Here is a 17,051-nt window from a genome sequence, read left to right on the forward strand (position 1 = left end):
GCCCGGCCGCGCCCCCCACGTACCCCGGGCAGTCTCACGCCCGCCGGGGCCGGCGCGCCGACCACGCCGGCACCACCCACCCCAGGGCCGTGGGCCTCCGCCGCCGACCGAGCGCCCACAGCGAGAGCAGCAGCCCGATCGCGAGGGTCACCACCATCACGACCACCCCGGTCCACACCACCGAGGCGGATCCGCCGGTGAGGATCGCCTGCAGCCCCGACACCGCGTAGGCGAGCGGGCTCACCGTGTTGATCGCCTGGAACGGCGCCGACAGCAGCTGCACGGGGTAGAGCCCGCCGGTCGAGGCGATCTGCAGCGCGAGCAGCACCAGCGAGACGAAGGCGCCCATCCGCCCGAACGCGGTCGCGAGCAGCTGATGGAACGCCATGAAGGCGAACGACATGCCTAGTGAGAACCCGAGCGTTGCGGGCAGCAGACTCCAGGATGCGCCGAGCGCGAGGTGCAGGAACGCCACGACGACGACCGCCTGTCCGACGCCGAACACCGCGGAGCGGAGGAAGGTCCGCCCCACGAGCCGCCCCGTGGAGGCGGGTGAGGCGAGCACCGACCGCGAGAACGGCCGCAGCCAGAGGAACAGGGCGAGCGCGCCGATCCACAGCGCGACCGGGAGGATCACCGTGGAGATGACCTGGCCGACCGAGGAGACGGCGTTGGCGGCGCTCACATCGACCGCCACCGGCTTCGCGATCACGTCGGCCGCGGCCTGGGGGTCGGAGCTCGTGCTCGCGCCGAGCTTGTCGGCGCCCGCGGTGAGGCCCGCGGCCAGCTGGCCCGAGCCGCTCTGGAGCTGCGCGGCGCCCGCCCCCAGCTGCTGCGCGCCCTCCACCAGGGCGGGTCCGTTCGATGCGAGCTGGTCGGCGCCGGAGCTGAGCGCCGGGCCGCCGGCCGCCAGCTGCTGGGCGCCCGACGACAGCGCGGGCCCGTTCGCTGCGAGCTCGTCCGCTCCTGCGGCGAGGCCGGAGATGCCGCTCTGGAGGGCGGGCAGGCCCTGGCCGCCCGCCGCGAGTGCTGCGCTGTACCCGTTGAGGTTCGCGGCTCCCGCGGCGAGACCGGCGATCTGATCTCTCAGCTCCTTGGGCAGCTGCTCCTCCCCCGCCACCGACGCATTCAGCGCCGTCAGCCCCGTCGACAGGTCCGTCACTCCCGACGCATACGAGACGGCCAGCGTCCCGAGGTCACCAAGCTGGGCGGTCTGCGTGCGCAGCTGGTCCGCTCCGGTCGCGAGCTGACTCACCCCTCCGGTGTACTGCTGCACCCCGGAGGCGAGCGAGGTCACCCCGGACGTGTACTGCGCGACCCCGGAGGCGAGGGTCGACGCCCCGGACGTGTACTGCGACAGCCCGTCGGAGAGCTGGGTCGCGCCGTCGGCGAGCTGCCCGGCGCCTGACCCGAGCTGTGTCGCACCGTCGGCGGCGTCCTCGAGGCTCGTGCCCACCGTGCCGAACGAGGTGTAGATGCCGTTCACGACGGTCGCCGTGATGGTCTGCCCGAAGCCCGCCTGCACGGCGCTGCCCACGGTCGACGCGAGCACGCCGGAGAGGTATCCGTGCGAGTCGTCGGTCTCGATGTCGATGAGACCCTGCTTCGGATCGGGCGTGCCGAGGGTGTCCACGGTGGCCGAAAAGTCGCTCGGGATCGTGAGCACCGCGTAGTACGTGCCGTCGGCGAGGCCGGCCGCGGCATCGTCGGCGTTCGTGACGGTCCAGTCGAATCCGTTCTGGCCCGTGCCGGTGAGTTCCGTGACGAGCCCGCGGCCGGCGAAGTTCACCGACTGGGTGCCGTCGGCGTTCGTCGTCGTGACGAGCTGGTCCTCGTTCACGATGGCGGCCGGGATGCTGCCCACCGACTGGTCGACGTTCGACAGCGCGCCCGTGAACAGTCCGTTCACGGCGAACGGGGTGAGCACGATCGCGATCGCGGTCACCACGATGAGCGCGAGGCGGGTGCGGCGACGCGAGGTCGCCGACGGCGCCGCGGGGGCGACGGGGGTCGCGCTCGGCGTAGAGGCTGCGGAGGCGGGAAGCGCGTCGCTCATCGGTGGGCTCCTTCGAGTCGAGCGGTGTCGAGGGGTCGGATGTCGCCGGCGGACGCGGCGTGCAGGCCGGGCCCGGCGTCGAGGCGGATGCGGACCAGCGGCCGCCCGGCGAGGTCGGGCCGGCCGGCAGCGGCAGACGCCTCGATCGCCGGCACACCGATCACGACGGTGACGTCCGACTCCACGACCGAGGCCGCGGCGGCGAGGAACGCGGGCGCGCCCACGGCGAGCGGCGCGTCGCCGGGATCGGCGAGCACCAGACGCGCGCCCTGCGCGCCGGCGAGCGCGATGCGGAGCAGCGCGAGACCGGTGGCGGACAGCGCGCTCAGCGGGGTGTGGATCGACACACGCCCATCGGACGGCGAGACGCCCGCGAGCGCCGCGTCGAACCGGCGCACCAGGTCGTCGACCGCACCGCGGGGAACGCGACGGAGCGCCGGGCGCCCCCACCGCATCCGCTCGATCACGGCCTCGCCGACCGTCTCGGCATCGCTCACCGGGCCGGAGCCCGCCGGACCGCCATCGAGGTCGACGAGTGCCGACCGGCGCTCGACGTGCACCCGCGCCGAGGGCAGCGGATGTCCGAGCGCCTGCAGGTGACCCGCGGCGGGGGCCAGGCGTCCGGCGAAGGCGGCGGCGACGAGTCGCCGGTCGGCCGGGTCGCCGCTCAGCAGCACGAGCGCACCCTCGGGAGCCGAGGCCGTCACCGCGGTGGCCACCCCGTCGACGCGGAGTCCCTCGGCCGTGAGGACGTCGCCGCGGCGGCCGTCGGCCCAGGCCTTCGCCTCGATGTGGGCGCGCAGCCCCTCCCCCTCGACGTCGACGTTCGGCAGGATGCGGTCGAGCCAGCGCGGCAGGTACCAGGCCCGTCGTCCGAGCAGGGTCATCACGGCGGGCACGAGCGTCATCCGCACGAGGAAGGCGTCGACGAAGACGCCCACCGCGAGCGCCAGCGCGATCATCTTGATCGCGCCGTCCCCCTCGGGCACGAACGCGAAGAAGACGAAGAACATGATGAGCGCCGCGGCGGTGACCACCCGCGCGCCGTGCTGGAAGCCGACGCGCACGGCGCGCCGGGCATCGCCGGACTTCACGAACTCCTCCCGCATGCCGGAGACGAGGAAGACCTCGTAGTCCATGGCGAGGCCGAAGAGGATCGCCATGAGGAGGATGGGCAGGAAGCTGATGATCGGACCCGTCGAGGTGACGTGCAGCACGTCGGCGAGCCATCCCCATTGGAACACCGCCACGGTCACGCCGAACGACACGGCCACCGAGAGGGCGAAGCCGAGCGCCGCCTTGATCGGCACGGCGAGCGAGCGGAACACCATCGCGAGCAGCACGATCGAGAGTCCGACGACGAGGATCCCGAACGGCAGCAGCGCGTTCGTGAGCTGCGTGGAGACGTCGATCGCGACCGCGGTCTGGCCGCTCACGGTGATGGGCGTGCCGTACTGGCTCTCGATCTCCCCCTTGAGGTCGCGGAGGTGCTCCACGAGGTCCTTCGTGGCGGGGTCGTCGGGCGCGGTGGTCGGCACGACGCGGAAGATCGCGGTGTCGAGACCCTGGTCGGGCAGTCCCTGGCCGACGTAGGCAACACCGTCGACGGCCTCCAGGTCGGCACGGATGCCCGCGAGGTCGTCCTGGATGTCGGTGGTCTGCGTGATGTCGGCCGCCACCACGATGGCGCCGTTGTACCCGGGGCCGAAGCCCTCGGCGATGAGGTCGTAGGCCTGGCGGGCGGTGTCGTCCTCCGGCTCCGACGCGGCCGTCGGGAGGTTGAGGTCGAGGCTCAGCGCCGGGATGGAGGCGACGCCGAGGAGACCGATGATCGCGATGATGAAGACGAGGGGCGCCTTCATCACGATGCGCACCCAGCGTCCGCCGAGCGACGGCTTCGCCGTGCCCTCGCCGTCGTGCTCCGCCGCGGCGAGGGCACGGCGCTGCGCGCGCGAACCCGCCTTGGGCACGAGGCGCCCGCGGGCGACACCCATGATCGCGGGGATGAGGGTCACGGCGATGCTCACCGCCACCAGCACCGCGAACGCGGCGCCCACACCCATGACCGACAGGAACGGGATGCCCACGACCAGCAGACCGAGCAGCGCGATGATCACGGTGACGCCGGCGAACACCACCGCTCCCCCGGCGGTCGCAACCGCCTGCGCGGCCGACTCCTCCGGATCGAGCCCCTGCGCGAGCTGCGATCTGTGCCGCGACAGGATGAAGAGCGCGTAGTCGATCCCCACCGCGAGCCCGATCATCACAGCCAGCATCGGGGCCGTGCTCGACACGGTCGTGAAGGCGGCGGTGACCATGATCGCGCCCGAGGAGAGCCCCACCCCGAGGATGGCGGAGAGCAGCGGCATCCCGGCCGCGAGCAGCGATCCGAACGTGACGAAGAGGACGACGCCGGCGAAGAGCACGCCGACGGCCTCGGTCCAGGTCAGCCCGAACGACACCTCCTGGAACACCGAGCCGCCGAACACGACACGGATGCCGGCCGCCTCCGCGGGCGCCGCATCCGCCTGCAGGTCATCGAGGGTCTGCGGGGTGACGTCGGTGCTGGGGCCGTCGAACTGGACCTGCGTGTACGCGATGGTGCGATCCTCGGAGATCGCGTTGGTGGCGTACTCCGAGTACGGGTCGACCACGGCGGCGACCTGGGCCTGGTCGCCCATCGTGGTCGCCATGTCCTGGATGGCCTGCTTCACCGCGGGGTCGTCGACCGTGGAGCCCTGCGGCGCCTGGTAGACCACCTGCGCCGACGCGCCGGCGACCTGCGGGAAGACGCGGTCGAGCTGGTCGATGGTCTGCTGCGACTCGGTGCCCGGGATCGTGAAGCTCTCCTGGAACTGGCCGCCCAGCGCGAGCCCGGCTCCGAGCACGGCGCCGAGCGCGAGCACCCAGGCGGCGATGACGTACCAGGCCCGCCGGTAGGCGAAGCGTCCGATGCGGTAGAGGAAGGTGGCCATGGGGAAGCTCTCCTGGGGTCAGACGGACAGCGGGCGGAGGAGGTCGGTGAGGACCTCGACGAGGGCTTCCCTGACCTCGTCGACGGGCATGTCGTCGTCCTCCGGATCGACCGGCGCGACGGCGAGGATGTAGGCGGCGCCGGCGAGGGCGATGCTCAGTCGCATGCGCTCGGTCGCCGACGGCAGCTCGGCCATCACGGAGTCGCCGATGCGCTCGATGTAGCCGAGCGCCTCGTCGATGAGGCCGATGTCGGAGAGCGTGCGGCCCTGGTTGATGATGATGTGCACCTCGGGCCGGTGGGCCAGCATGACGTCGACGAACTCCTCGACGAAGGTCTCGAGCTCCTCGGCCGAGCGGACCCGGCGCACGCTGGTGTCGAGGAAGGCGCCGAGCGTCTTCACCGCGGGCTCGATGGCCGACTCGAAGAGCGCCTCCTTCGAGGAGAAGTGGTACAGCACGCTCGACTTCGAGTAGCCGGCGGCGTCGGCGATCTGCTGGAGGCTGGTGCCGGCATACCCGGTCTGGGCGAACATCCGGAGCGCGATGGCGCGCAGATCATCAGCAGCGTCGGGCCGGGTGGAGGCCTGTCGGGTCGAAGGGCTCATGCCCCCGACAGTAGCCTGACCGATCGGTCGGAAACTGAACGATCGGTCAGAGTGCGCGATCTGAGGTCAGAGCGCGCGATCTGCGGTCAGATCCGCTCGTCGACGATCTGAGGCTCAGCCGCGATCTCGAGCTCGTCGGCCGCCGAGACACGCTCGGTCTCGGCCCGGGCACGGCCGCGGTGACCGAGCACCACGGAGGACACGGCGAACGCGAACGAGACCAGAGAGAAAAGAAGGAGGGCCGGCTTGTCGGCCAGGATCGCGGTGACGCCCAGCGCCAATCCGACGGCGACGAAGAAGCCGACGAAGCTGGTCACCACGTCGGGCACACCTGGTCTCTCGTCCACGGGTCTCCCCTCTCGTTCCACGCGGTCGCCTTCGACGCTACGCCCCCGAGAGGGGCCGAGACGCCGCTGAGACCGAACCGTTATGACGATTCACGTCCCGTTCATCCGATCGGGCGCCAGAGGAAGATGGCGTGGCGAGAGGGGTCGGGCGGATCGCCGACGGCTCACATCCGCGTACGGAAGGCGGCGACGGCGAACACGAACGACGTCGTGCCACCGAACAGCGTGACGAGCAGTCCTGCCTCGACACCGCCGGCCATCATGATCAGCCCCGCCACCAGCATCACCGCACCGCAGACTGCGGCGACCGCGTTCCCCCGTCGTTCCTTGCGCACCGTTGCGCCTCCCGTGCTCGCGCCACGGCGCACGGGCTTGCCCCCGAGCCAACCTGCACCGTCGCAGTCTCGAATGTGTCCCCACCCTACGCCCACGACGCCGACGAGTGCTCACTTCCGATCGCATCCATCGCGGGATGACGCCGGCAGTGAGCACTCGACGAAAGGCGAGCGGGCAGGGAGGGCAGTGCTCAGGAGAGGCGGGCGGCGGCGCGCTCCTCGCGGCGCTGGGCGCGGCGCTCACGGCCGCCCTCATAGAGGTTGTAGAGCACGGGGAGCACGATGAGGGTGAGCACCGTCGACGACACCAGACCCCCGATGACGACCAGCGCGAGCGGCTGCGAGATGAACCCGCCTCCGCCGGTGAGCCCGATCGCCATCGGCAGCAGCGCGAAGATGGTCGCGAGCGCCGTCATGAGGATGGGCCGGAGCCTGCGCGAGGCGCCCTCGACGAGGGCCTCGCGCACGCTCAGCCCCCGGGTGCGGTACTGGTTGACCAGGTCGACGAGCACGATGGCGTTCGTCACCACGATGCCCACGAGCATCAGCAGTCCGATGATCGAGGGCACACCGAGCGGGATGCCCGTGATCAGCTGCAGCAGGATGGCGCCGGTGGCGGCGAACGGCACCGAAGACAGCAGCAGCAGCGGCTGGATGAGGCTCTTGAACGTCGCCACCATCACCACGTACACGATGAGGATCGCGACCAGCAGGGCGAGGAACAGCTGACCGAACGCCTCCGCCTGATCGGAGGTGGCGCCGCCCAGCGTGGCCGAGGCGCCCGCGGGCAGCGAGACGCCGTCGATCGCGGTCTGCACCTCACGGCTCGCCGACCCGAGGTCGTCGCCCTTCGGGGTGACGCTGACAGAGGCGGTGCGCACCCCGCGCTCGGTGGTGATCGAGGTCGGCCCCTCGGCGATGTCCACGGTGGCCAGCGACGACAGCGGCACGATGCCGGTCGCCGTCGGGATCGACAGGCTCTTCAGCTCGTCGGTGGTCTGCGGCGGCTCGGCCGACTGCAGGTAGATCGTGTACTGCGCATCGTCGATCGTGATGGAGCCGACGCTCGTCGGCTGCAGGGTCTGCGACACGATCGTGCCGACCGCGACCTCCGACAGCCCCGCCTCCGCGGCCTTCTGCCGATCGACGGCGACCTGCACGAAGGGCAGCGAGGCGCTGAGGCTCGACGACGCCTCCGCGACGCCGTCGAGGCCCTGCACCGCCGACAGAACCGAGTCGGATGCGGTCTGCAGGTCGCTCTGGCTCGTCGCGGTGATGTCGACCGAGATGTCGTTCGAGCCGCCGAAGCCCTGCGACGCCGAGACGCTGATGTCTCCCGGGTCGGGCTGGCTCTCCAGGGCGGTGCGCGCATCCGCCTGGATGGCCTCCTGGTCGACGCCCTCGGCCGTCGTCACGTTGTAGGTGATCGACCCGCCGCCTCCGCCTGCGAAGGCGTCGCGCAGCAGGGAGCCGCTCGATCCGATGGTGGTCTGCACGGTGTCGATGCCGTCGATGCCCTGCAGCAGGCCCTCGCTCGCCGAGGCGATGTCGGACTGCGACTGCAGACTCGACCCGACCGGAACGGACTGGGTGACGGTGAACGTGTTCTGTCCGCTCGAGCCGAGGAAGTTGGTCTGCAGGAAGAGGCCCAGCGGGATGGTGCCCAGGAAGACCACGATCGCGGCGATCAGGGTGATGACCGAATGGCGGAGCGTCCAGCCGAGGATCGGCAGGTAGCGGCGCTGCAGTGCGGTCTGCGGCTCGTCGGCCACCTCCGGCTCGTCGCGGTGCGCACGCCGGCGGGTGAGGACGGCCGTGGCACCCGTGGTCGCGTCCGTCGTGGCGGGCAGGGCGTGCGTGCCGTGGCCCTCCGGGACCGCCGTGGGCGACGCGGCGTCGGGCGCGTCGTGCGGGGCGGCGCCGGCATGATCGCCGTGATGGACGGCCGGCTCGCCGTCGGGGGTCACCTGGGCCGCGTCGGCGTGCGTGGGGCTCGCCTGCGTCGCCACGGCCGATGTCCGCTCCGGCGTGGGCTTCGGCGGGCGCACGATCCAGTAGGCCAGCACCGGCACGATGGTCAGCGCGACCAGCAGCGACGCGAGCAGGGCGATCGTCACCGTGAGGGCGAAGGGCCGGAACAGCTCGCCCGTCGCGCCCTCCACGAACGAGATGGGGAGGAAGACCGCGACCGTCGTGATGGTGGAGGCGGTGATGGCGCCGGCCACCTCGCGCACCGCGTCGACGATGAGCTTGGCGCGCATCCGGCCCGCCGCCGCGGGCGCGAGACCCTGGGCGCTCGGACTGGTCAGATGTCGTTTGATGTTCTCGATGACGACGATCGAGTCGTCGACCACACGGCCGATGGCGATCGTCAGAGCGCCGAGCGTGAGGATGTTGAGCGTGTAGCCGGCGGTCTGCAGCCCGATGAAGGTGATGAGCACCGACGTGGGGATCGAGATGGCCGCCACGAGCGTCGACCGGATCGAGAGCAGGAAGACGAAGATCACGATCACGGCGAACCCGAGCCCGAGAAGGCCCTCGGTCGTCAGCGACTCGATCGACTGCTCGATGAAGGGCGCCTGGTCGAACACGACCGTGAAGGTGGTTCCGGGGATGTCGGTCTCGAGCGTCGGGATGACGTCGCGGACCGCGTGCGAGACCTCCACCGTGTTGGCGGCCGGCAGCTTCGTGACCGAGAGCGTGAGCGCAGGCTGCCCGTTCACCCGGGAGATCGAGGTCTGGGGGTCGTCGGTGAGAGCGACCGAGGCGACCGACCCGATCGTCACCGGGCCGCCTGGCCCGACTGCCGGAAGCGGGAGGGCCGCGATGTCGTCGGTCGAGGCCAGCTTCGATCCCGCCTGCACGCTGTACGTCTGGCCGTCCTGGGTGATGCTGCCGCTCGGGATGAGCCGCCCGTTGGAGGTGACGGCATTCGTGATGTCGCGGGTCGACAGACCGTTCTGAGCGAGAGCGGCCTGGTTCGGGGTGATGGTGACCCGCTGGCCGATCGCGCCGAAGACGTCGGCCGCGCGCACGCCGTCGGCCTTCTCGAGCGCCGGCACCGCGATCGTGTCGAGCTGCGCCGCGAGCTGCTTCTGGGCGTCGGCATCCGCATCCGCCCCCGAGGTGACGGCGATCGCGATCACCGGCAGGTCGGCGATGCTGCCGCTGACCACCTGCGGGTCGAGGTCGGCGGGCAGGCTCCCGGAGATGCGGGAGATCGCCTGCGTGACCTTCTGCTCGGCGCTGGCGAGATCGGTGCCGTAGGTGAACGACGCGTTGACGACCGACTGGTTGGTGCTCGACGTCGCCGACGTCGACTCGATGCCCTCGATGCCCTGCACGGCCGCCTCGATGGGCGTCGACACCTCGTCGTTGACCACCTCGGGGCTCGCGCCGGGATAGGAGGTCACCACCGTGATCCGAGGGAACTCGATCGAGGGGATGAGCTCCTGCTTCAGGCTCGTGAGGGCCACCCCGCCGAACACGGCGACGACGATGGTGATGAGGGCGATGAGCGCGCGGTTCCTCATGCTCAGCACGGCCAGGAAGCTCATCCAGGATCCTCTCTCGGTGTCCTCGTGGCCCGCGCACAGCGGTCCCCGAGGTCAAGCATCCCATCCGCCTGCGACGCCAACCCGTACGTCTCCCGAACGACCGCGGTCCGATGGCCCGACAGCGGGCATCCGGGCGGTCGCCGTAGGTGGTTCTGCTCCTCTTCGCCCCGGGTGTCGCCGGCGTCCGAGAGGATTCCGACGTCGTCGGGCGAGTGCCCTGCGCCGAAGGAGAAGCCGTGCCCTCGATCCGCCACCGTCCGCTCGCCGTGAGCCTCGGCCTCGCGGCCCTCGCCGTCGTCCTCGTCGGTGGTGCCGCCCACGCGGATCCGGCTGCGGGCGACGACGCGCCCATCGTCAACCCGGCGCTGACCGAGCTCGCCGAGTCGGGGGCGGCACCCGACTCCGCCGAGGCGGAGTCCGCGTCCGGCCTCTCGACCGAGGGTGACTCCGCCCTGGTCGTCGACGACGCCGACCGCGTGCTGGTCGGCGTCGAGTTCGCCGACGACGCGGCGCTGCAGGCGGGTCTCTCCGCGGTGTCGGGTGCCGGCCAGGTGGTCAGGACGGCGCGGAGTGCGCCGGAGGTGTTCGTCTCGGTCGCGCCGAGCCGCTTCGACGACCTTGCCGGCATCCCGGGCGTGGTCGAGGTGTCGCCCGCGTTGAGCCCGATCGTCTCGGATGCGCCGGCGGTGGGCTCGCCGACGCCGGGCTCGACGGCGCTCGGCGGCGCGGCAGCGGAAGCCGTGCCCGCCGACTCCTGCCGCAGCATCCCCTCCGACGTCGACAGCGCGCTCGGCACCGACGGCGTCCGTGAGCGGTTCGGCGTCGACGGCACGGGAGTCGTCGTCGGCATCCTCTCCGACTCGTTCGGGACCGCCCCGGGCACCCTCACCTCTCCGGAGCAGGACGTCGCCGCCGGCGCGCTCCCGGGTCCGGGGAACCCCTGCGGCTACGAGACGCCCGTGCAGGTGCTCGTCGACAGCACGCCGGGGCAGGGCAGCGACGAGGGCCGTGCGATGGCGCAGATCATCCACTCGGCCGCACCCGGCGCGACCCTGATGTTCGCCGCCGCCGGCCCCGGGCAGAGCACGCTGGCCGATTCGGTCCGGATGCTCCACGAGGCCGGGGCGACCGTGATCGTCGACGACGTGTGGTTCCCCACCGAGACCCTCTGGCAGCGCGGACTCGTCGCCTCGGCGATCGCGGAGGCGAACGACGACGGGGTGACGCTCCTGAGCTCCGCGGGCAACGCGACCTCGATCGGGATGCTCGGCGACCGCCCGGGTCAGTCGATCGGATCCTGGGAGACGACCTCGTTCCATCCGATGGCCTGCCCCGCCGCGGTGCTCGACATCGTGAGCCAGGCGGCCCCGACGGGCACCGTCGACTGCGCCGACATGTCGGGCGGCACCGACCAGCCCCGCGCCACGCTCGCCCTCACCGCGGCGACGGGGCCCACGGGCGGCACGCTGATGGCGCAGTGGTCCGAGCCCATGTACGGGGTCTCGACCAGCATCGTCCCGCTGCTCCTCGACCACGCCACGGGCGCACTGGTCAGCCCGCCGGTGCGGCCCGACCGCGACACCGCGTCGGTCACCGTCAGCGTGCCCACGCGCGGCAGCGCGGACTACGACCTCGTCCTGGTCCGCGAGAGGGACGATCCCGCCACCGCGACCCCGGACGCCGAGCTGCGGGTCAAGTGGAAGACGAGCAGGTTCACGCTCAGCTCCCTGCAGGACACCACGTCACCCGACGTCATCGTGGGCCCGACGGTGTGGGCGCACGCCGGCGATCCCGCGACCATCGCGGTCGCCGCCGCCTCGGTGCTCGACACCTCGCAGCTCGAGGACTTCTCCTCGTCCGGTCCGTCGACCTACCTCTTCGAGCCCGTGCACGCCGACAGGACGCCGTCGCCCCGCTACTCCTCCCCGATCAGCCTCTTCAAGCCGCAGATCACGGGCGTCGACGGCGAGCAGACGACGTTCTTCGGCCAGAACAGCACCGATCAGCCCGACGTGTGGCGCTTCTACGGGACCTCGGCGGCGGCACCCTCGGTCGCGGCCGTCGCCGCTCTCGCCCAGGCGGCGGCGCCCCAGGCGACTGCCGACGACATCCGGAGGCAGATGATCCTCACCGCCGACGACGTGTCGGCGAACGAGGCCTACGCCGGACCGACCACCCCGGCGTGGATCGGAGCCGGTATCGTCGATCCGCACGAGCTGCTCGCCGCGCTGGTCGCTCCGACCCCCGCGCCTCCCGGGCCGGCGCCCGCTCCGGCGCCCGCGGCGGCCGGCAGCGCGCGTCTGGCCGATACCGGAGCCGCGCCGGAGCTGCCCTGGGCGCTCGTGGCGGCGCTCGCCGTCGGCGCCGGGGCGGCGCTCACGGTGCGCCGGCGCGTCTCCGTGCGGAGGCGCTGACCTTCGCTGGGCTCAGCGGACGGTGGCGGGAGTCGTGGTCAGGCCGTTGCCGGTGCCGTGGGTCGCGGGCGTCACCGGGCCTCGCGGCTCCTCGCTGAACTGAAGCCCCCCGCTGCCGTTGCTCGACGCCGTGAGCACCTCGAGCCAGTCGCGGTTGATCGCCGGCACCCGCCCGCCCGCGTACTTGAAGTACAGGGGGATGGACGCGTCGAGCCAGATGCTCGAGCGCCCGTCACCGACGGCCGGGTCGTCCTTCCAGGAGAAGAAGAAGCTCTCCCGGCGCCGCAGCTTGGCGGCGATGACGATCTGGAGGTGCGTGAGGGTGCGATCGTCGAACTCGATCTCGATCCCCGAGCTCCCGTAGATCAGCTTTCCCATACGCCGATCATAGGGCTGAGCGGCCATCGCAGTAGGGTGACCGCAGAGGAAGCGGAGGTGCCGGATGTTCGGCAGACGAACCAGGGGCACGGACCCGTCACCGACACAGGGTGCCCTGTCGACCATCGAAGGCTCCGACATCAAGGTCGCCGGCGAGCCGACCTTCCCGCCACTGCGGGTCAATGCGTTCCGCATCGGCCTCGTCGGGGGTCTCGGCGTCCTCCTGTCGCTGCTCATCGGCGCCGCCGTCACCCAGCTGAGCACGGTCCTCGTCTACGTCGGGCTCGCGCTGTTCATCGCGCTCGGTCTCGATCCCCTGGTGTCGTGGCTCGAGCGCAAGATGCCGCGAGGCCTCGCGATCGCCATCGTCTTCGCTGCGGTCATCGGCGTGTTCGCGGGCCTGCTGTTCACTGTGATCCCGCTGATCGTCCAGCAGACGGGGAACTTCATCACACACTTCCCCGACATCGTCACCGACTTCGGCAACAGCGACTTCGTCAAGGGCATCGAGTCCCAGCTGGGCGGCGCCGTCGACGTCGACCAGGCCGTGCAGGGGGCGACCAGCTTCATCCAGGACCCGAACAACCTGCTGGCGCTCGGCGGCGGTCTGCTCGCGGTGGGATCGGGCATCGCCAGCGGGCTGACCGGGTCGGTCATCGTGCTGATCCTCACCCTCTACTTCCTCGCGTCGCTGCGGAGCATGAAGCGTGTGGCCTACCGCTTCGTGCCGGCCAACAAGCGCAAGCGGTTCGCGTCGCTCACCGAGGACGTCACGGGTGCCGTCGGACGGTACGTCGTCGGCCAGGTGACGCTCGCGGCGATCAACGGCATCCTCAGCTTCATCTTCCTGTCGATCATCCAGGCGCCGCTGCCCGTGCTGTTCGCGTTCATCGCCTTCCTCGGGTCGCTCATCCCGCTCGTCGGCACGCTCTCCGGCGCGGTCATCATCACCCTGGTGTGTCTCCTGGCCTCGCCCACGACCGCCCTGGCCGCCGCCATCTACTACGTCATCTACATGCAGGTCGAGGCGTACCTGCTCAGCCCCCGCATCATGAACCGGGCGGTGAAGGTGCCGGGGTCGATCGTCGTGATCGCCGCAGTGGCCGGCGGCGCCCTCGGATCGGTGCTGGGAGCGCTCGTCGCCATCCCCGTCGCGGCGTCGGCGATCATCATCATCCAGAAGGTGGTCTGGCCGCACCAGGATGCGAAGACCTGGCCCGCCGACTCGACCCGCTCGCTGCCGTAGCGCGGACCGAGATCGGCGTCAAGCCATGCCGCTGAGATGAGAGCCGAAACACATCGGTCGGGCTACCATGGAGGCCACGGTTCACGCCGTCGTCCCAGCGCGTTGCTGTCCACCTCGACGATCGACCCGAACCCGATCAGCGACCGATGCCAGGAGCACTCCGTGCCCAACGTCTCGCAGCACGCCCACGGGCACACCGTGTCCGAGCGCTATCTGCTGCACACGACCCTCGGCACCGGAGGCATGGCCTCCGTCTACCAGGCCAGCGACGCCGTGCTCGGGCGAGAGGTCGCGGTCAAGGTGTTCAGCTCCGAGGGCAGCACCGCCGCCGAGCGGATCGACCAGGAGCGCGAGATCCACCTGCTGGCCCAGCTCGCGCATCCGAGCCTCGTCAGCGTGTACGACGCCGGCGCGCACTCCTTCGACGGCGGCGAGGCCCGGCGCTTCGTCGTCATGGAGCTCGCCAGCGACCACACGCTGCGCGACCTGCTGAAGAGCGGGCCGCTGTCGGGGTTCGAGACCGCGGTCATCGGCGCGCAGATCGCCGACGGCCTCGCCTACGTGCACTCGCGCTCGATCGTCCACCGCGACGTGAAGCCCGCGAACATCCTGCTCACCGACAACGCCGGACGCGATCTGCCCTTCGTCGCGAAGCTCACCGACTTCGGCATCGCCCAGTTCGTCGACGGCAGCCGCTTCACGGTCGAGGGTGCGGTGATCGGCACGGCGAGCTACCTCAGCCCCGAGCAGGCCAAGGGCGAGGCGCTCACGACGGCGAGCGACGTCTACTCCCTCGGCCTCGTGCTGCTCGAGGCGATGACCGGGGAGCGGGCGTTCCCGGGCACGCTCATCGAGTCGGCGACGGCGCGCATCTTCAAGGATGCGGACGTGCCGGTCGACCTGCCGCCCGAGTGGCAGGAGATCCTCACCGCGATGACCTCGCGCGACCCGTCGACTCGACCCTCGGCCGAGGCCGTGACCAGGGTGCTGCGGACCCTCCAGGCCGAGACGACCACGATCGGCGACAGCGAGCTCACCACCGCCGAGCTGCTCGAGCTCTCCGAGCCGCCGGCGTCGCGCCGGGAGGCGCGGGCCCGACAGAGGCGATTCCGCGCTAAAGCCACCCGACAGCGTCAGACCCGCGCTCTGGTGGTGGGCTCCGTCGCGGTCGGCGTGGCCGCCCTGTGCGCCCTGTCGTGGTTGATCGGCGTGCTGTCGGCCGGCTCGGTGATAGGCGGCTGACAAACCGCTGCGGGTGTCGGCGGCCCGGCGTACGTTCGGGGTCATGAGCGATCAGGACGACATCGAGACCATCGCGGCGATCGTCAAGGCGGCACGGGTCGCATTCGTGACCAGCCGTACCGCCGACGGCGATCTGCACGCTCGCCCTCTCGCGGTTCAGGACGACACCTTCACGGGCGACCTCTGGTTCTTCACTCAAGACCCGAGCGAGAAGACCGAGGAGGTCCGTGCCGACCCGTCGGTCAACGTGGCCATCGAGTCCGGCAAGGGGTTCCTGTCGATCGCGGGCACCGCATCCGTCTCGCGCGACGCCGCGAAGATCGACGAGCTCTGGTCGACCGCCGCCGAGGCATGGTTCCCCGGTGGCCGCGACGACCCGTCGGTGGCGCTGCTCAAGGTCCACGCCGAGTCGGCCGAGTTCTGGGCCGTCGACTCCCCCGCCCCCGTCCGCATGCTGAAGTACGCGCGTGCCGCGGTGAGCGGCGGGCAGCCCGACGTCGGCCGCAACGACCAGGTCGACCTCTGAGCCCCCCGCTCACCACCGCTCCCTGTTCCCACTCCCCCTACGGAAAGGACATCCGATGACCGACACCATCGAACGACACGTCGAGGTCCCCGCCGACGGCGGCGCCCGCAACACCCGCCGCCAGAACGCCGAGCACGGCTTCGTGGCCCCCAAGTCCCTCACCGACGACCTCCAGGCCGTGCTGGTCGACCTGATCGAGCTGCACATCCAGGGCAAGCAGGCCCACTGGAACGTCGTCGGCAAGAACTTCCGCGACCTCCACCTGCAGCTCGACGAGATCGTCGACGCCGCCCGCGAGTTCAGCGATACCGTCGCCGAGCGCCTGCGCGCGCTGCACGCCGTGCCCGACGGGCGCAGCGACACGGTCGCGGCCACCACGACCCTGCCCGAGTACCCGAACGGTGAGATCCTCACCACCGACACGGTCGACCTGATCACTCAACGGATCGAGGCCACCGTGGGCCGCATCCGCGAGGTGCACGACGACGTCGACGACGCCGACCCGACGAGCGCCGACATCCTGCACGCCATCATCGAGCGCCTCGAGCAGCTGGCCTGGATGGTCAGCGCCGAGAACCGCACGCCCTCCGGCTCGCGCGGCGGCAAGCGCTGAGCGCAGACGCCCTCCTCGATCGGCTCCGCGACGCCCTGCGCGACCCGGAGCCGATCGTCGAGTCCGACCCCCGCGTCGCGAGCGGCGGGGCGTCGAACGACGCCGCGCTCGCCGCGCTGCTCGAGCTCGAGCCCGAGGCGCGCGAGCGGCAGCTCGGCCTCGGCATCCCACCTACGGTGGTCGATGCGACGCTGAACGACCTCCGCCGGCCGCACCGGCCCGATGACGCCGCGTCCGTGCTGCCCTGGATGATCGAGATCCTTCGCGGCGACGTCGTGCAGATCGGTCGACTGCAGGTCGAGCGCCGGGCCGGCGAGTGGGGGGCACGCCCTGCACATCCCGCAGGAGGGGCCGCTCGACCCCGGCGCCGTCGACGAGTCGCTGGCGCGCATCCGCACCTTCACGGGCGCCGATCGGTTCAGCTGCACGAGCTGGCTGCTCGACCCGGTGCTGCAGATCGAGCTGCCCGCGAGCAACATCGCGGCGTTCGCCCGCCGGTTCGACCTCGTGCTGCCCGACCACCCCTCGGGCGAGGACGGCGCCGAGGCCGCCGCCCGCTTCGTGTTCCGCCGCCCTCTCGCCGAGGTGCTCGACCCGGCGTCGGTGGTGCCGCGCACGTCGCTCGAGCGCTTGGTCGCCGGGCGCCTCCGCGCCGGCTCGGGGTGGACGCAGCCCGTGGGCGTCCTCCGCCCGGCGTAGCCCGCCCGGGCCATGCCGGCGCCCGCCCGGCGCGCCGCACCCGCGTTCCGACACTCT

The 17,051-nt window shown here is 71.5% G+C and carries 13 protein-coding genes; 6 read left to right on the plus strand and 7 right to left on the minus strand.

The window, feature by feature from the left end; all coding sequences use genetic code 11:
• Positions 1-34: 34 nt before the first annotated feature.
• The 6 genes from ACFJGV_RS07265 to ACFJGV_RS07290 form a co-directional block, all read right to left on the minus strand.
• Positions 35-2,056, minus strand: coding sequence for a YhgE/Pip family protein (locus ACFJGV_RS07265; protein WP_378147953.1), 2,022 nt, complete (start codon positions 2,054-2,056; stop codon positions 35-37).
• Complete coding sequence (locus ACFJGV_RS07270; RefSeq protein WP_378147955.1) at positions 2,053-5,031, minus strand: MMPL family transporter; 2,979 nt, start codon at positions 5,029-5,031, stop codon at positions 2,053-2,055. Before ACFJGV_RS07270 ends, ACFJGV_RS07265 begins: the two co-directional genes overlap by 4 nt.
• 18 nt (positions 5,032-5,049) lie before the next feature.
• The gene (locus ACFJGV_RS07275) at positions 5,050-5,637 is read right to left on the minus strand and encodes a TetR/AcrR family transcriptional regulator (RefSeq protein WP_378147957.1); all 588 of its coding nucleotides are present in this window, start codon (positions 5,635-5,637) and stop codon (positions 5,050-5,052) included.
• An 86-nt stretch (positions 5,638-5,723) separates the two neighbouring features.
• Positions 5,724-5,984: a hypothetical protein gene (locus ACFJGV_RS07280; protein WP_378147958.1), complete on the minus strand. Its 261-nt coding sequence runs from the start codon at positions 5,982-5,984 to the stop codon at positions 5,724-5,726.
• 164 nt (positions 5,985-6,148) lie between these two features.
• Positions 6,149-6,319 carry a hypothetical protein gene (locus ACFJGV_RS07285; protein ID WP_378147960.1) on the minus strand — a complete coding sequence of 57 codons (171 nt, stop codon included), beginning with the start codon at positions 6,317-6,319 and terminating at the stop codon, positions 6,149-6,151.
• 191 nt (positions 6,320-6,510) lie between these two features.
• Complete coding sequence (locus ACFJGV_RS07290; protein ID WP_378147961.1) at positions 6,511-9,876, minus strand: efflux RND transporter permease subunit; 3,366 nt, start codon at positions 9,874-9,876, stop codon at positions 6,511-6,513.
• A gap of 236 nt (positions 9,877-10,112) precedes the next feature.
• On the opposite strand from ACFJGV_RS07290, the gene ACFJGV_RS07295 reads away from it, so the two are divergent.
• Positions 10,113-12,290 carry a S8 family serine peptidase gene (locus ACFJGV_RS07295; protein WP_378147963.1) on the plus strand — a complete coding sequence of 726 codons (2,178 nt, stop codon included), beginning with the start codon at positions 10,113-10,115 and terminating at the stop codon, positions 12,288-12,290.
• Between the two features lie 12 nt (positions 12,291-12,302).
• Here the strand turns inward: ACFJGV_RS07295 and ACFJGV_RS07300 are convergent, their stop codons facing one another.
• A complete protein-coding gene (locus ACFJGV_RS07300) occupies positions 12,303-12,668 on the minus strand; it encodes an ATP-dependent DNA ligase (RefSeq protein WP_378147964.1) in 366 nt (121 codons plus the stop codon).
• Between the two features lie 64 nt (positions 12,669-12,732).
• Here ACFJGV_RS07300 and ACFJGV_RS07305 point away from each other — a divergent pair, with 64 nt between their 5' ends.
• The 5 genes from ACFJGV_RS07305 to ACFJGV_RS07325 all read left to right on the plus strand — a co-directional run bounded on the left by ACFJGV_RS07305 (position 12,733) and on the right by ACFJGV_RS07325 (position 16,994).
• A complete protein-coding gene (locus tag ACFJGV_RS07305) occupies positions 12,733-13,914 on the plus strand; it encodes an AI-2E family transporter (RefSeq protein ID WP_378147965.1) in 1,182 nt (393 codons plus the stop codon).
• Positions 13,915-14,076: 162 nt separating this feature from the next.
• Positions 14,077-15,156, plus strand: coding sequence for a serine/threonine-protein kinase (locus tag ACFJGV_RS07310; protein WP_378147966.1), 1,080 nt, complete (start codon positions 14,077-14,079; stop codon positions 15,154-15,156).
• Positions 15,157-15,199: 43 nt separating this feature from the next.
• The gene (locus ACFJGV_RS07315; RefSeq protein ID WP_378147967.1) at positions 15,200-15,682 is read left to right on the plus strand and encodes a pyridoxamine 5'-phosphate oxidase family protein; all 483 of its coding nucleotides are present in this window, start codon (positions 15,200-15,202) and stop codon (positions 15,680-15,682) included.
• A gap of 55 nt (positions 15,683-15,737) precedes the next feature.
• A complete protein-coding gene (locus ACFJGV_RS07320) occupies positions 15,738-16,295 on the plus strand; it encodes a Dps family protein (RefSeq protein ID WP_378147968.1) in 558 nt (185 codons plus the stop codon).
• A 336-nt stretch (positions 16,296-16,631) separates the two neighbouring features.
• Entirely contained in the window at positions 16,632-16,994 is a 363-nt protein-coding gene (locus tag ACFJGV_RS07325; protein ID WP_378148660.1) for a hypothetical protein, read from the plus strand.
• Positions 16,995-17,051: the final 57 nt, after the last annotated feature.

This window comes from Cnuibacter sp. UC19_7, assembly GCF_042699995.1.
GTDB lineage: Bacteria > Actinomycetota > Actinomycetes > Actinomycetales > Microbacteriaceae > Cnuibacter.

Coding starts and splice junctions, on each gene's coding strand:
- ACFJGV_RS07265 (WP_378147953.1), bottom strand. CDS start 2,056: ATGAGCGACGCGCTTCCCGCCTCCGCAGCCTCTACGCCGAGCGCGACC.
- ACFJGV_RS07270 (WP_378147955.1), bottom strand. CDS start 5,031: ATGGCCACCTTCCTCTACCGCATCGGACGCTTCGCCTACCGGCGGGCC.
- ACFJGV_RS07275 (WP_378147957.1), bottom strand. CDS start 5,637: ATGAGCCCTTCGACCCGACAGGCCTCCACCCGGCCCGACGCTGCTGAT.
- ACFJGV_RS07290 (WP_378147961.1), bottom strand. CDS start 9,876: ATGAGCTTCCTGGCCGTGCTGAGCATGAGGAACCGCGCGCTCATCGCC.
- ACFJGV_RS07300 (WP_378147964.1), bottom strand. CDS start 12,668: ATGGGAAAGCTGATCTACGGGAGCTCGGGGATCGAGATCGAGTTCGAC.
- ACFJGV_RS07305 (WP_378147965.1), top strand. CDS start 12,733: ATGTTCGGCAGACGAACCAGGGGCACGGACCCGTCACCGACACAGGGT.
- ACFJGV_RS07315 (WP_378147967.1), top strand. CDS start 15,200: ATGAGCGATCAGGACGACATCGAGACCATCGCGGCGATCGTCAAGGCG.
- ACFJGV_RS07320 (WP_378147968.1), top strand. CDS start 15,738: ATGACCGACACCATCGAACGACACGTCGAGGTCCCCGCCGACGGCGGC.